This window comes from Brucella pituitosa, assembly GCF_965577835.1.
Taxonomy (GTDB): Bacteria; Pseudomonadota; Alphaproteobacteria; order Rhizobiales; family Rhizobiaceae; genus Brucella; species Brucella pituitosa.
Genome location: NZ_OZ264093.1, coordinates 635567 through 650034, shown reverse-complemented (window position 1 = coordinate 650034; position 14468 = coordinate 635567). Strand labels below are relative to the sequence as shown.

Genomic DNA, 14468 nt, shown 5'->3' with positions numbered 1-14468 from the left:
CGGGCCGGGTGTTTCTGCATTGCCTTGCAACATCAGTCTGCTCATAAAATCAGAATTAAATTCATATATGTGAACACTATTCTGCTTTTCATCCCCCGACAGCGGGTCCACACATCATAGATGAGATGGGTGCGAAAAATGGTTCTCAGAAGAAGAACGCATCCCAATATCGATTAAGCATTTGAGCCAAAACTGCGGAGCGGTTTTGCGTGGGATGATGCGTAAAAACAAATAGTGAGACGCGGTTCCAACCTTAGCGGGAACCACTCCAGGAACGAGGGAACTATGATCAAGAAAATAGCAGCTATCAGCCTTTGCACTTTGTCCGTTCTTTACAGCGGCAGCGTTCTCGCCAAGGAATGGAAATCCGTAACTGTTGGCGTTGAAGGTGCTTTTCCGCCCTTCAATCTGACCACGCCCGGCGGTGAACTTCAGGGGCTTGATCTTGATGTCATCAAGGAAGTCTGCAAGCGCGCCGAGCTGGAATGCAATATTGTTGCGCAGGACTGGGATGGTCAGATCCCATCGCTTCTTGCTGGCAAATTCGATGTGGTCCTGACAATGGGCCCTAATCCAGAGCGCCGTAAGGTTATCGACTTCTCCGATCCTTATGTGATCACGCCCAATACATTCCTCGTGCCCGCTGAAGGTCCGCTGGCCAATCTTCCGCATACCGGAGAGAGCCTCAATACCGATACCGAAGAGGGCAAAAAAGCCATCGCCGATATCAAGGAAGCCGTAAAAGGCATGACGCTCGGTGCATCGCTTTCAACCAGCCAGTTGCAATTTGTTGAGCAGAATTTTGGCGCTGCCGCTCAGATCCGTTCTTACAAAGGCTCCGAGCAGGTCAAACTCGATCTGCAATCCGGTCGCCTCGACGGTCAATATGACAATGTCGTCTTTGCGCGGGATCGTGCAGAGAAAAGCAATGGCGCGCTCAAGATCACCGGCCCGCTTCTGGTCGGCGGCATTCAGGCGACGAATGTTTGTATTGGTCTGCGCAAGGATGAGCCGGAACTCAAAGCCAAGCTCAATAAGGCACTTGGCGAGATGCAGGCAGATGGGACACTTTCGAAAATGTCTGAAAAATGGTTCTCGATCGATCTGAGCCCAAAGAGCTGAACCAGCCATAAGAACGAAACAAAAAGCGCGTTGTTCTCACAGCGCGCTTTTTTTAATCAAAAATCCCAGTCATCGTCTTCCGTCGCAACAGCCTTCCCAATCACATAAGAAGAGCCGGAGCCTGAGAAGAAGTCATGGTTCTCATCGGCATTCGGCGAAAGAGCCGAGAGGATTGCAGGGTTGACCTTGCAAGCCTCTGCCGGGAACAGGGCTTCGTAACCAAGGTTCATCAGCGCCTTGTTGGCATTATAATGCAGGAACTTTTTCACATCCTCGGTCAGACCAACGCCATCATAAAGCGCTTCAGTGTAGCGCACTTCATTGTCGTATAGCTCCAGCAGCAGATCGAAAGCAAAATCCTTGATTTCCTGCTTCTTGACTTCATCAAGCTTCTCAAGCGCACGCTGATACTTATAGCCGATATAATAGCCATGAACGGCTTCATCGCGGATGATCAGGCGGATGAGGTCGGCCGTGTTGGTGAGCTTGGCACGGCTTGACCAATACATTGGCAGATAGAAGCCCGAATAGAAGAGGAAGCTTTCCAGAAACACGCTGGCGATTTTCTTCTTGAGCGGATCTTCAGCGTTATAATTGTCGAGGATCAGCTGCGACTTCCTTTGCAGGAATTCGTTTTCTTCCGACCAGCGATAGGCATCGTCCACATCAGGCGTCAAGCACAGCGTCGAGAAGATCGACGAATAAGAACGCGCATGAACCGCTTCCATGAAGGAAATGTTCGAGAGAACCGCTTCTTCATGCGGGGTCGATGCATCTTCCATAAGGGTTACCGCGCCAACCGCGTTCTGGATGGTATCCAGAAGCGTCAGGCCTGTGAACACGCGGATGGTGAGCTGCTTTTCTTCAGCTTTCAGCGTTTCCCAAGACTGAATATCGTTGGACAGTGGCACTTTTTCCGGCAGCCAGAAATTGCCCGTCAGACGGTTCCAGACTTCAAGGTCTTTGTCGTCTTCGATGCGGTTCCAGTTGATGGCCCGCACAACCGCCGGCTTTTTCGCATTATTGTTTTTAAACTGCATGTTCATCGGTTTCGATCCTGATCAAAGAGCGCAAGAGACGCAGCCTTCAACCTGCGTACCTTCGAGCGCCATCTGGCGCAGGCGGATGTAATAAATCGTCTTGATGCCCTTCTTCCAGGCGTAAATCTGCGCCTTGTTGATATCGCGCGTGGTGGCGGTATCACGGAAGAAAAGCGTCAGCGACAGACCCTGATCGACATGCTGCGTTGCCGCTGCATAGGTGTCGATAATCTTTTCCGGGCCAATCTCATAGGCATCCTGATAATATTCGAGATTATCATTCGTCATGAAAGCAGCCGGGTAATAAACGCGGCCAATCTTGCCCTCTTTACGGATTTCGATCTTGGAAACAATCGGATGGATCGAAGAGGTCGAATGGTTGATGTAGGAGATCGAGCCTGTTGGCGGCACAGCCTGCAGGTTCTGATTATAAAGTCCGCCTTCCATGACGGACTTTTTCAGTTCCTGCCAGTCTTCCTGCGTCGGGATTGCAATACCGGCATTCTCGAAAATCTCGCGAACCTTCTCAGTCGCAGGCTCCCAGACCTGATCGGTATATTTGTCGAAATATTCACCTGTCGCATATTTCGATTTCTCAAAGCCCTTGAACGAGCTGCCCTGTTCGACCGCAATACGATTGGAGGCGCGCACCGCGTGATAGGCAACGGTGTAGAAGTAGACATTAGTGAAATCGACGCCCTCTTCCGAACCATAGAAGATACGTTCGCGAGCGAGATAGCCGTGCAGGTTCATCTGGCCGAGGCCGATGGCATGGCTTTCGTCATTGCCACGGGCAATCGAAGGCACCGAGCCGATATGGCTCATATCGGCAACAGCCGTCAGCGCACGGATTGAGGTCTCAATCGTCTTGCCGAAATCCGGGCTATCCATGGCTGCCGCTATATTGAGCGACCCGAGATTGCAGGAAATATCCTTGCCGAGATGCTCATAAGACAGATCATCATTGAAGATGCTGGCTTCGCTCACCTGAAGAATTTCCGAGCAGAGATTGCTCATGGTGATGCGGCCATCAATCGGATTGGCACGGTTCACCGTGTCTTCAAACATGATGTAAGGATAGCCGGACTCAAACTGGATTTCTGCCAGCACCTGGAAGAAGTCACGCGCATTGATCTTCTTCTTGCGGATACGACCGTCATCCACCATTTCGCGATATTTTTCAGTGATCGAAATCTCGGTCATCGGCACGCCATAGACGCGCTCGACGTCATAAGGCGAGAAGAGGTACATGTCCTCGTCGTTTTTGGCGAGTTCAAACGTGATGTCCGGGATCACAACGCCAAGCGACAGCGTCTTGATGCGGATTTTTTCGTCTGCATTTTCGCGCTTTGTATCGAGGAATCGCATGATGTCGGGGTGATGGGCGTGCAAATAAACCGCGCCCGCGCCCTGACGCGCACCAAGCTGGTTAGCGTAGGAGAATGAATCTTCCAGAAGCTTCATCACCGGAATGATGCCGGAAGACTGGTTCTGGATCTGCTTGATCGGCGCACCGGATTCACGAATATTGGTCAGGCTGAGCGCCACACCGCCGCCGCGCTTTGAAAGCTGGAGTGCCGAATTAATCGAGCGACCAATCGATTCCATGTTGTCTTCAACACGCAACAGGAAGCACGAGACCAGTTCGCCACGCTGCTTTTTTCCTGCATTGAGGAAGGTCGGCGTTGCCGGCTGATAACGACCTGAAATGATCTCATCGACCATTTCGCGTGCGTGCTGCTCGTTGCCACGCGCAAGCGCCAACGCCACCATGCAGACGCGATCTTCATAGCGCTCAAGATAGCGCTTACCGTCGAAGGTTTTCAGCGTATAGCTGGTGTAATATTTGAACGCACCGAGGAAGGTCGGGAAGCGAAATTTCTTGTCATAGGCATGATCGAAAAGATCGCGCACGAAATTGAAGGAATACTGATCCAGCACTTCCTGTTCGTAATAGCCTTCATCGACCAGATAATCGAGCTTCTCACGCAGATTGTGGAAGAACACCGTGTTCTGGTTGACGTGCTGCAGGAAATATTGCTGCGCCGCCTGGCGATCGCGATGCAGCTGAATCTTCCCCTCGTCATCATAGAGGTTCAGCATCGCATTGAGCGCGTGATAATCCAGCGACGTTTCCGTCAGCTTCTGCGGCTTGCTGCCCGATGCTGGCGATGACTCGTGCTTTTCCGAAGCGGCGACCGTCTCGCGCTCACGGGTCAGGGTTGTGTCTGCCGTGTCCAAAATCGTTCCATCCCGTCTTTAACATTGACAATGTCTTCATCCGTTCCCAGAAGCTCAAAACGATAGAGGTAGGGAACCTGACATTTTTCCGAAATTATTTTGCCTGCAAGGCCAAAGCCTTCGCCGAAATTGCTGTTCCCGGCGGCGATAACACCGCGAATGAGGGATCGGTTATCCGCATCATTGAGAAAGCGGATGACCGGCTTGGGAACAGCGCCTTTCGCACCCCCGCCGCCGTAGGTTGGCGTTACGAGCACAAAAGGCTCGTTGACCCGTAACAGGCCAGTATTATCTTCATAGCTTTCCAGCGGAATGCGCTTTGAACGCATGCCAAGACGCATCACAAAGCGATGCGTGTTTTCCGAACGGCTGGAAAAATAAACGATCTGGCCCATAACAAACCCCGGCAGCAGACCGGCGTTACGCCAGCGAGCTGATCATATCCGGACGGAAACCGGCCCAATGGGATTCACCGGCAACAACAACCGGCACCTGACGGTATCCGAGGCCCTGAACGAGATCATATGCATCGGCATTGGCGGAAATGTCGATGACATCATATTCAATGCCCTGACGGTCGAGCGCGCGGGTGGTTGCGGTGCACTGGACGCAGGCGGGCTTGCTATAGACGGTAACGTTCATTTTTTCCTCACTGGGGATGGAGCATTTCCAGCACCGTCGCAGAAGCATTTGGCGTTGGAGAATGCATATAGACAGACGTTTTGATCCACTGCGCCTCACACGAAAGAAGGCGCAAAAAAGCGTTCGCGCATGACGAAATGCGCGTGAAAAGCAACGAAAACTGAGAGGCACAACGAGCTTTAAGAGCGCGAAGCCTTCAAACTAGCCCGTACCGGGCGGACCGGAACTGTTTGGTCTTGAATTACTCGACATGCTTGTCACCCCGAAGCTTATGAGAGGGATATACGGGGCACCAAAAGACATGGCAGAACAATGCCACAACTTATCGCGCGCCAACCGGACACCCCGCCCGTGGACGTTCTCGTTCAAGGCAGGTCTCCTGGCTCACGGTTTAATGCTTTTTGCCCGCCTTCCCGGTTTTAGCCAGTGGCATATGGACATAAAGCTCGCCGCTTACAGTTGCGGGGGCAGCTACGGCTTAACAGCATCCATCATGGATACCACGCACCGTATTCCCATCTTCGCTTTTGATCCTCACGAATCGTAAGAACCTTGAACACAAGATATAGTATCTGAAGTTAAAAAGTCGTCAATGGATAGACGGTTCAAAAAAATTTAATCTGGCTTTTACCCCGGGCAGCCTGTGAATAGCAGGGATATGTAGCCGACTATTCCACAGGCGTGATAGGCCTGGGTCGAAAGTCGGGCTTTACGGCCTTCAATGCCATGCGATCCACCAGATGTGGTGCCAATAGTTTCAACCAGCGCCCCAAACGCATCTGACGCGTCATCAACACTTCGCGTTTGCGGTTGGTGATTCCATCCAGCATCAGCTCGACGGCCCGCTGAACAGACATCATATCGTCTTCGCGAACGCCACTCACCCCGAGAGCGCCCCCACTGGCTCCATAGCCAACCTTGCGAATGTCGGTTTTGACGACGCCCGGATAAACAATCGTCACCGAAATACCGCTTGGATCAAGCTCGGAACGCAGCGCCTCACAAAACCCTGAAAGCGCAAATTTGGTGCCGCTATAGGCTGTACGTCCCGGCACGCCAATCAGTCCGGCAACAGATGAAACTGCCACGATGCGGCCTTTGGTTTTGGCCAGATGCGGGAGTGCTGCATGGATCGGCCAGACGCTGCCCCAATAGTTGAGCTCCATCAGATCATGCATCCATTTCAAGTCTTCCGGTTTGATCTCGGAAAAATTGGCATGGGCCGACATGCCCGCATTAACGATCAGCGTATCAATCCGACCAAAAGAAGAAGCCGTTTTTTCAATGAGGCCAATACAGGCATTGCGATCCGTAACATCGGTCGGAACAACCAGAACTTTACTGCCTGACTGCTCTATTTCTGCAGCAAGCGCTTGCAACTTTTCGACGTTACGCGCCGCCAGAACCAGCGCTGCCTTGTTCCCGTCACACATGCTTATCTGGCGCGCGGTTTCGGCACCTATGCCATCGGATGCGCCTGTGATGATCGTAACTTCCATGAAGCCCTCCCTTGCTCGCATGAATGGTCATGTTTCCGAGCTTACAATTCACTTCGTCAAGCCGTCCAGTACCGAGAATTTGCTCGTGGGCATACCAGGCCTTCACAAAGCCGTGTGAGATGACAGACAAAGAGCTTAACGAAATCAATGCCCTACTGAACGACATCTCCCGGATATCAATTGAATTGATTAAAATCCCTGGTGTTCGTCGAAGGGATAAATTGACAGCCGCGCTTCATTTCCTGTATCGCTTTATTAAATCCTGAACATTGTTCAATATATTGAACAATTAAGAAGAGATCCTCCCAAGCATCTCTTCAGACGACCGATGCACCGGCTGCATCGGAAAACTGTCGGTCCGGCTTTCCTCTACGCGAAAGCCGGACCGCTTGAAACCCAGCGCCTCTGTGCCGGCGAGGAATGAGAGACCTCGGCTCTGGGGAAATTTGAATAAGGGTGGAAACAATGACTATAGGTATCAAGCCATTTTCGTTCGACACGGTCGGCTCAATGCTTGTCGAGTGGGGGGCTGCAAAGCGTCTCGGCGAAGTTCTGGGCGAACGTTTCTCAGAACGCAAAATCCTCATCGTAACCGACAAGGGCCTGCACAAGGCTGGCGTTCTCAAAGAAGCGCTCGCTTCGCTGGAAAAAGCAGGCTTCAGCATCAGCATTTTCGATGCAGTTGTTGCTGATCCGCCGGAATCAGTTCTGTTCGAATGTGTCGATCAGGCCAAGGCCGCTGGCAGCGATATCGTGCTGGGCCTTGGCGGCGGCTCTTCAATGGATATTGCAAAGCTTGCTGCGGTGCTTATCGTCTCCGAGCAGGAACTGTCTGAGCTTTATGGTATTGGCAAAGTGCAGGGCACGCGCCTGCCGTTGATCCAGATCCCGACCACTGCTGGCACCGGATCAGAAGTGACCAACATCACGATCCTGACCACCGGCGAAACCACCAAAATGGGTGTCGTCTCCCGCCAGCTTTATGCAGATTTCGTCATTCTGGATGCAGAACTGACCTGCGGCCTGCCAGCGCTTCACACGGCTGCCACCGGCATTGACGCCATGGTTCACGCGATTGAAGCCTATACCAGCCGTATCAAGAAGAACCCGCTTTCCGACGCTTTTGCGCGCGAAGCACTGAAGCTCTTGTCGGCCAATCTGGTTGCAGCTTGCGAAAACGGCAAAGACCGTCACGCCCGAGAAGCCATGCTGCTTGGCGCAAACTATGCCGGTCAGGCCTTCTCGAACTCGCCGGTTGGCGCGGTTCATGCCCTGGCCTATCCGCTTGGCGGCCATTATCATGTGCCGCATGGCCTTTCCAACGCATTGATGCTCGGACCGGTCCTACGCTTCAACATGGCGGGTGCTGCTGAGCTTTACGCAGAACTTGCCGACCTGCTTCTTGGCAAATCGGACGGCACGACAGAGGAACGTTCGGCTGCTTTCGTTGATTATATGGAAGACCTGATGAACCGCTCTGGCGCACCGCGCCGTCTGCGCGACGTTGATGTCACCGAAGAAAGCCTCGAAATATTGGCACGATATGCAATGCTTCAGACACGTCTTCTGGGTAACAACCCTGTCGATGTGACCGAAGCTGACGCGCTGGCGCTTTATCGCGAAGCATTCTGAGCACACACCCTCTTTTAAAACAGCATCCCGGACGAGTGGGCTTGATTAGCCGCTCTTCCGGAGCCCTGTTTCGTCTATTCGGAGTAAAATCTTGAGCACTGAACGCATCGACGGTCAGGAGCAGCCATATTGGCCTGCCGGACCGTTCAAAATCCGTCTGCCTTTCGTTCATTATAAATTCGAGTGGCCTGATTATTGTCAGGGCCTTCTGATGTGCGCGGTCGATCTGGCCGCTATTCCGCTGATGGCTGAATTGCTGGGCATGCCCTTTGAAGTGGCCCTAGCCGTTGTTGTTCTCAACGGCCTGTTCTACCTCACCCATCATCTGCTTGGTGACCCTGTCGTTCCGGGCTGGATTACACCCGCCGTCCCGCTCATCATGGCCTATTGCGCTACCTTCCCCGAAGGTCCGGAACGCGTCCACGCGCTTGTTTCCTTCCAGATGACCCTGGGACTATTATCAATATTGATCGGTGCCACAGGCATCGCCAATCGCGTTATTGCCGCCATTCCACAAGCGATTAAATCCGGCATTATTATCGGCGCGGGCTTTGCAGCAGTTATTTCCGTCTTCAAGATCGGCGGCAACTTCGATATTTTCCCGTTCACCATCGCGATCTCTATCGGCCTTTGCTTCTATCTGATGTTCTCACCGCAATTCGCCCGCCTGTCGCGCAAGGGTGGCATTTTCGGCCTGGTTGGAAAACTCGGCATTCTGCCGTGCATCCTGCTCGCCGTTGTCATCGCTCCACTGTTTGGCGAAGCCAAATGGCCTGAATTCCAGTGGACGATTTCGTCGCCGGATTTCGCAACACTCTGGCGCGAATACACGGTCTTTGGTCTTGGCCTGCCGCCATTGTCAATGTTCCTGACGGCTCTGCCAACGGTTCTCGCAACCTATATCGTTCTCTTTGGCGACGTACTGAAAACCAAGTCGATCCTCGGAGAAGCACAGCTTCATCGTCCAGATGAAAAGATCGATTATAATGCCAATCGCGCTCACCTTGTTTTCGGTATGCGTAACACCGGCATGTCGGTACTTGGCCCCGATGTTACCATGTGCGGACCCGTATGGGCTGCGATGCAGGTTGTCATCTGCGAACGCTTCTCCAAGGGCAAAAAGTCGATGCACTCGATCTTCGGTGGCGCTGGATCTTTCCGCTGGGGCACCAATACGGGCCTGTTCCTGATGCCAATCGTGACGCTCGTGCAGCCGATCCTCGGTGTGGCACTCACCCTGACATTGCTCATTCAAGGTTATGTTTCGGTACGTATCGGCGTGATGGAAGCCCGTTCGCAGCGCGATCTCGGCATTGCTGGCGTTACAGGTGCAGTTCTTGCAACGCGTGGTGCAGGTTGGGCCTTTGCCACAGGAGTTGTTCTCTGCCTGCTCATTTATGGGCGTGACTTCTTTAGGGGTGAGACCGATCACACCTTCGTCAAGGATCAGCAGTGGCAGTAATTTCACCAAAGAGTCCCCCGGAAAACCACTGGGGGGCTCTCATTCTGAATAAGTTACCCCGAGGCCGATTTGCCTCTTCAAGAAGATTCCTATAGATTTCAGCCGCAGTCCGGCAATCGCATTTCTCCTCCCAATATCTATTGCCGCGTGCTGCGTGTCAATTCGGAGTAAAAATTGCGTAGTGAACAATCTATTCTTCAAATATCCATAGCAGTTACTATTTTTGTTGCAGGCTTTGGCGTCGTCTTTGGCCTTTTGTCTGGTTCATTTTCTATTGTCTTTGACGGTGTTTACATGTTTGCAGATGCTGCCATGAGCGGGCTTGCACTTGTTGTTGCCCGGTTAATTGCACTGTCTGCACTACCAGAGCCTCCAAGCGGAAAATTGCGTGATCGCTTCACCATGGGTTTCTGGCATCTTGAACCTATGGTTCTGGGCCTCAACGGTATCATGCTGACCGGCGTTGCAATATATGCGCTTATCAATGCCATCGGCAGTCTGATGCATGGCGGTCGTGATCTCGAATTTGGTTACGCGATCTTCTATGCCGTCGTTGCTCTTGTTGCCTGCCTCGGCATGGTATGGCTTGAAACCCGTGCCAACCGCAAGCTCAAATCCGACTTCATTGCGCTGGATGCCAAAGCCTGGATCATGTCAGGTGGTATTACCGCAGCACTGCTCATCGCCTTCCTGATAGGCTACGCCATTCAGGGAACTCAGTTCCATTGGATAACGCCGTATATCGACCCTGCTGTGCTGGCCCTCGTCTGTATCGCCATCATTCCGATGCCGATTGGGACGATCAAACAGGCACTAGCGGACATGTTGCTCGTGACACCTATCGATCTCAAGCAGCATGTGGATCAGGTCGCAAAGCACGTCGTGGAGCGCAACGGCTTCAAGTCCTATCGTGCCTATGTCGCCAAGGTCGGGCGTGGCAAGCAGATAGAACTCTATTTTATCGTGCCACCCGATCAGCCCGCAAGAAAGCTCGAAGAATGGGATGCTTTACGTGACGAAATCGGCGATGCGCTTGGAGGCGAAGGCCCTGATCGCTGGCTGACGATTGCGTTCACCACCAATGTGGAATGGGCCGTTTAGGCGTTGTTGCATGGAGGCCAATTAAGGCGGATTGCGTTCTTTGATGTTTGGTTACAGGCTCACAGCTTTCACGCGGATGGAATTCGGGCGTGTGGATGCCAGCATTCGATTAAGAATGCGGCATCCGAGTTTGATTTCGGTTTGCTGATTGGCAAACTTGCGTGAGCGAAGACAGTTCCCATTGACGGATTTATACCGGCCCATTGTCGTTTCCACGTTGGAACGTCTGCCATAATTGATCATGGCCTGCCACTTCATCCGGCCATGATCTGCAATTTTATGGTTATGCCAGTCACGCTGATCCGGTGGGCCATAAATGTCTGCTGGGAGCTGCCGTGCGCGTGGTGGAACGATAATGCTGACACCCGGACTGTGATGGCGAAGGGATCTATACGTTTCATCACTGTCATAGGCCCCATCAGCAGTGAAGCTGGTGATGGGCTGGACAATCTGTTCAAGCAAAGCTGTAAGCTGGCTGATGTCACTGCTGCTTTGATCTGTCAGCACTTCAGCGATAATTTCACCCGTGTCAGCATCCACAGCAAGGTGCAGTTTGCGCCATTTTCTGGGAGATTTACCACCATGCTTGTCCTCAAGCCACTGGCCTGCGCCATAGATCTTCAACCCCGTGCTATCGACAATAACATGAATGGGTTCATCAGGTGCTGCTGTCTTGTGACGAACCAAAGCCTTCGAAAGTGACAAGCTGGAACAGCGCCTGCTCAGTGTCGTGTGGTCAGGGACTGGGAGATCAAGGCCCATCAACTGAAACAGTGAAGTCATCAAGCCTTCTGTCTGACGCAAAGGTTGATGGAAGACGATGCCACACATCAAAGATGTTTCAATCGCCAGATCAGAATAGCGCGACTGGCCATCTGGTGTTGTCCGCCGCGGAGCCAACCAGCCCGCAATCGCAGCTTCACTGATCCAGAAGGTAATGCTGCCACGCTGGCGCAAACCAGCTTCGTACTCAGGCCAGTTCTCAACCCTGAACTTTTGCGGCGGTATCCGATGACGGGGAGCAGTACGATGTTTGAAAGGCATGAGCCCGATCCCACAGACGAAAAGCAAGGCTGCTAAAGCCTAATTCTGTAAAATCTTTAAACCGCAAATGCCATCCGTGCACCAACGCTGCTTCGATCTATGCTTAGAGATTAGGCCCTAGAGCCTCGAAAGAAAAACGGAAGGGTACCACGTAATTATTTTATTTTATTACACTATTTGGCACTAATGGGGTCAGAGAAACTCTGGGTAATTTTTCGTTTTTCTGACTACTATCATAGGAACCGGTTGCTCGTTTCGATGCTTGATAGTTACCGATCAAAACCGATCCAGAACAACACCCAAAAGTATAGCCGTTTTGGCGGTACGGATCAGTTGGCATGCAGGCAGTCCTACACGTAAAGTGGACACACGCATGATAACGCGCTATATTATTACGAGGTAATACCAAGTGATAAGGAGCCATTATGGCCACCTCCCTCAAAATCGACGACGCTCTTAAAGGGCGCGTGCAACAGCTTGCCAGCCAACGCCGTCGGTCGGCGCATTGGATCATGCTCGAAGCCATTGAGCAATACGTTAAGCGCGAAGAAGCCCGCGAGAGTTTTAAACAAGAAGCCATTGCTTCCTGGGCATCCTTTAAAGAGACCGGTCGCCATCTTACCGGCACAGAAGTCTATAACTGGCTCAATAACTGGGGCACAAATGACGAAACATCGGTGCCAGAGTGCCACGAGTAGTTATAACCGAAGGCGCCGCACAAGGCTTGGAACGCTGCCGCCGATTTCTGATTGCCAAATCACAAGAAGCTACACAGCGTGCTGGTAATGCGATTCAACGTCACTTGCTTCATCTCGATAATGCTCCCGATATCGGGCGACCTTTCCCCGATGCACCGGAACTGCGAGAGTTGGTGATCCCTTTTGGGGACTCTGGGTATATAGCGCTCTACCGTCATGAAACAGCTGAGAATGCGGTTTATGTGCTCGCGTTCCGACACCAGAAAGAAGCGGGCTACTGAAGACCTCGGAAATCCCATGCGTTGAGTTTCACCAGCATTTCAACCATTTTCTTAATTGACCGTAACACGTCTACGAGGAGAAGTAAGTCGTCGGCTTCACGCGCCTTTTCGGTGTCTTGTTCCTAAGTTGAAGTTCTAAGTCCCTGTAAATCCGATAGGTCCGCTTCATGTTGATGTCCCAGCCCTCGCGCGTGAGCATCACGTGCACGCGCCGGTAGCCATACCGAACCCGCGTTGCACAGATGTCTTTGATCCGAGCTTCGATGCCGGCCTGATCGCGGCGACGGGACTTGTAGTGATAGGTCGATGTGTCGAACTCCAAAACCCGGCAGGCTCGCCGGATCGACACGTTCGACTCACCACACGTCTGCGCCACCAGCTCGCGTTTGCGATCAGGCCTCACAGTTTTCGGCGGATCACGTCCTGCAGCATCTCCTTGTCCAGCGACAGGTCGGCGACCAGCTTCCTGAGCTTGCCGTTCTCGTCCTCAAACTGCTTCAGCCGCTTCATCTCCGTCGGCAGCAGCCGTCATAATTCTTTTTCCAGTTGAAGTAGGTCGCTTGGCTGATCCCGGCACGGCGGCAGAATTCCGCCACCGGAATCCCGTCCGCCCCCTGCTTGCCCATCGTGCTGTTCTTACCTCAAAATTAGGTAAGAAAGTACCTTCAAATTTAGGAGCTACTCTCTGGGCTGAACCTTTTGACTGGCAAAGTAGTAAAATGACTGCGCCGAAACTTACCCGAAAGAGGTATTATTGATAACTTGCCAATTAGAATTCCGTCTGAAATTCTGACGACACGGAAATCCAGCAGATAATTCCAACGAAGAAAAATGCTACGAATACGGAATAATCAGTATAAAGAACTCGTGTGTGGGGAGCGTTTGTGATGGGTAACAATATCGCCTATATTGTCAGTGATAGCTCATTGCTTTGCTCTAGTTTGGAAAATTCTCTGCGATTAAATTTCAAAAGTGTAATCTGTAAATTAAGTGTTGATTCAGTCGAAATTGATGACAATTGGAGCGAAACGGTTCTTATAGTTGATGCCGTCAATCCAGAGGCATTGATTCAATCTTTGAAGAAATTGTCATTAAAAGGGGATCTTTCCAGAACAATTATACTGATGCGCGGGTCGCAGTCGTTGAGTAATTTTCGGGAAGTTATTGGCTTTGTTGGAGGGCTGCTTCCAAATAGTTCGACTGTTGAAGAAGTTGGAATGGCTGCAAGTATTGTCCGTTGTGGCTTGCTGGTGGCTCCATCGGAACTTGTGGTTATGAAAACAGAGGCGGATGATACGTCGAGCGAAATAAGCGGTTCAGGTTCGGTTCTTACCGAACAGGAGAACCGCGTTCTTGCCTGTATTTGTGAAGGCTCTGGTAACAAGATCATAGCGCGTAAACTGGAAATCAGTGACAGTACGGTCCGCGTTCACGTCCGCTCAATCCTTAGGAAACTGGGTTTTCAAAACAGGACGCAAGCAGCGCTTTACGCCGTTGGCCACTTCAGAAAACACTTATCGCAGCCAGTATTGAATGCTTTGGCCGTCTTGGGTTTATACGAAGCAAATACGGGTATTATAGCCAATTCTTTGATTGCTCTATAAGCAATCGTGTAGACGTGTAGTTTCTATTTATAAATAATATTTTACAGTATATGGTTTGTAGATCAATGTATAAATTCGTTGTGGTTTACTACTTATGGTAGT

The 14468-nt window shown here is 51.7% G+C and carries 13 protein-coding genes, 1 pseudogene and 1 riboswitch; of the genes and pseudogenes, 7 read left to right on the top strand and 7 right to left on the bottom strand.

The genetic code is table 11. The features are described from left to right. The first annotated feature begins 285 nt into the window (after window positions 1-285). Window positions 286-1122, top strand: a complete 837-nt coding sequence (locus ACSME1_RS14235; RefSeq protein ID WP_024897587.1) for a transporter substrate-binding domain-containing protein — start codon at window positions 286-288, stop codon at window positions 1120-1122. Between the two features lie 56 nt (window positions 1123-1178). Here the strand turns inward: ACSME1_RS14235 and nrdF are convergent, their stop codons facing one another. The 5 genes from nrdF to ACSME1_RS14210 form a co-directional block, all read right to left on the bottom strand. After that, on the bottom strand, window positions 1179-2168 hold the full coding sequence (gene nrdF / locus ACSME1_RS14230) for a class 1b ribonucleoside-diphosphate reductase subunit beta (protein ID WP_024897586.1): 990 nt from the start codon (window positions 2166-2168) through the stop codon (window positions 1179-1181). A gap of 15 nt (window positions 2169-2183) precedes the next feature. Further along, window positions 2184-4304 (bottom strand): class 1b ribonucleoside-diphosphate reductase subunit alpha, encoded by a 2121-nt coding sequence (gene nrdE, locus ACSME1_RS14225; RefSeq protein WP_280113791.1) that lies wholly within the window; start codon window positions 4302-4304, stop codon window positions 2184-2186. Window positions 4305-4378: 74 nt separating this feature from the next. Beyond that, the gene (gene nrdI, locus ACSME1_RS14220) at window positions 4379-4798 is read right to left on the bottom strand and encodes a class Ib ribonucleoside-diphosphate reductase assembly flavoprotein NrdI (protein ID WP_024897584.1); all 420 of its coding nucleotides are present in this window, start codon (window positions 4796-4798) and stop codon (window positions 4379-4381) included. A 25-nt stretch (window positions 4799-4823) separates the two neighbouring features. Then, window positions 4824-5045, bottom strand: coding sequence for a glutaredoxin-like protein NrdH (nrdH, locus tag ACSME1_RS14215; protein ID WP_024897583.1), 222 nt, complete (start codon window positions 5043-5045; stop codon window positions 4824-4826). A 352-nt stretch (window positions 5046-5397) separates the two neighbouring features. Further along, window positions 5398-5615, bottom strand: a riboswitch (cobalamin riboswitch). A 98-nt stretch (window positions 5616-5713) separates the two neighbouring features. Next, entirely contained in the window at window positions 5714-6544 is an 831-nt protein-coding gene (locus ACSME1_RS14210; protein ID WP_024897582.1) for an SDR family oxidoreductase, read from the bottom strand. A gap of 465 nt (window positions 6545-7009) precedes the next feature. Between ACSME1_RS14210 and ACSME1_RS14205 the strand changes: the two genes are divergently transcribed. The 3 genes from ACSME1_RS14205 to ACSME1_RS14195 all read left to right on the top strand — a co-directional run bounded on the left by ACSME1_RS14205 (window position 7010) and on the right by ACSME1_RS14195 (window position 10739). Then, window positions 7010-8176, top strand: coding sequence for an iron-containing alcohol dehydrogenase (locus ACSME1_RS14205; protein WP_024897581.1), 1167 nt, complete (start codon window positions 7010-7012; stop codon window positions 8174-8176). A 91-nt stretch (window positions 8177-8267) separates the two neighbouring features. Then, entirely contained in the window at window positions 8268-9638 is a 1371-nt protein-coding gene (locus ACSME1_RS14200) for a hypothetical protein (protein WP_435655413.1), read from the top strand. A 174-nt stretch (window positions 9639-9812) separates the two neighbouring features. Beyond that, window positions 9813-10739: a cation diffusion facilitator family transporter gene (locus ACSME1_RS14195; RefSeq protein WP_024897579.1), complete on the top strand. Its 927-nt coding sequence runs from the start codon at window positions 9813-9815 to the stop codon at window positions 10737-10739. A 51-nt stretch (window positions 10740-10790) separates the two neighbouring features. Here the strand turns inward: ACSME1_RS14195 and ACSME1_RS14190 are convergent, their stop codons facing one another. Beyond that, window positions 10791-11783, bottom strand: coding sequence for an IS5 family transposase (locus ACSME1_RS14190; protein WP_024898621.1), 993 nt, complete (start codon window positions 11781-11783; stop codon window positions 10791-10793). Between the two features lie 425 nt (window positions 11784-12208). Here ACSME1_RS14190 and ACSME1_RS14185 point away from each other — a divergent pair, with 425 nt between their 5' ends. Then, on the top strand, window positions 12209-12481 hold the full coding sequence (locus tag ACSME1_RS14185) for a CopG family ribbon-helix-helix protein (protein ID WP_024898661.1): 273 nt from the start codon (window positions 12209-12211) through the stop codon (window positions 12479-12481). Then, window positions 12469-12762 carry a type II toxin-antitoxin system RelE/ParE family toxin gene (locus ACSME1_RS14180; RefSeq protein ID WP_084486845.1) on the top strand — a complete coding sequence of 98 codons (294 nt, stop codon included), beginning with the start codon at window positions 12469-12471 and terminating at the stop codon, window positions 12760-12762. The genes ACSME1_RS14185 and ACSME1_RS14180 overlap by 13 nt, the downstream gene beginning before the upstream one ends. A gap of 94 nt (window positions 12763-12856) precedes the next feature. Here the strand turns inward: ACSME1_RS14180 and ACSME1_RS14175 are convergent. After that, window positions 12857-13388, bottom strand: a pseudogene (locus tag ACSME1_RS14175) (transposase); the annotation flags it as partial. Window positions 13389-13649: 261 nt separating this feature from the next. Here ACSME1_RS14175 and ACSME1_RS14170 point away from each other — a divergent pair. Continuing rightward, complete coding sequence (locus ACSME1_RS14170; protein ID WP_024898690.1) at window positions 13650-14366, top strand: helix-turn-helix transcriptional regulator; 717 nt, start codon at window positions 13650-13652, stop codon at window positions 14364-14366. The last annotated feature ends 102 nt before the right edge of the window (window positions 14367-14468 follow it).

What these genes read in the sequence shown, in the direction of transcription:
- nrdH (WP_024897583.1), bottom strand. Translation starts at nt 5,045, where the DNA reads ATGAACGTTACCGTCTATAGCAAGCCCGCCTGCGTCCAGTGCACCGCA.
- ACSME1_RS14170 (WP_024898690.1), top strand. Translation starts at nt 13,650, where the DNA reads ATGGGTAACAATATCGCCTATATTGTCAGTGATAGCTCATTGCTTTGC.
- ACSME1_RS14235 (WP_024897587.1), top strand. Translation starts at nt 286, where the DNA reads ATGATCAAGAAAATAGCAGCTATCAGCCTTTGCACTTTGTCCGTTCTT.
- ACSME1_RS14210 (WP_024897582.1), bottom strand. Translation starts at nt 6,544, where the DNA reads ATGGAAGTTACGATCATCACAGGCGCATCCGATGGCATAGGTGCCGAA.
- nrdI (WP_024897584.1), bottom strand. Translation starts at nt 4,798, where the DNA reads ATGGGCCAGATCGTTTATTTTTCCAGCCGTTCGGAAAACACGCATCGC.
- nrdF (WP_024897586.1), bottom strand. Translation starts at nt 2,168, where the DNA reads ATGAACATGCAGTTTAAAAACAATAATGCGAAAAAGCCGGCGGTTGTG.
- ACSME1_RS14185 (WP_024898661.1), top strand. Translation starts at nt 12,209, where the DNA reads ATGGCCACCTCCCTCAAAATCGACGACGCTCTTAAAGGGCGCGTGCAA.
- ACSME1_RS14205 (WP_024897581.1), top strand. Translation starts at nt 7,010, where the DNA reads ATGACTATAGGTATCAAGCCATTTTCGTTCGACACGGTCGGCTCAATG.
- ACSME1_RS14190 (WP_024898621.1), bottom strand. Translation starts at nt 11,783, where the DNA reads ATGCCTTTCAAACATCGTACTGCTCCCCGTCATCGGATACCGCCGCAA.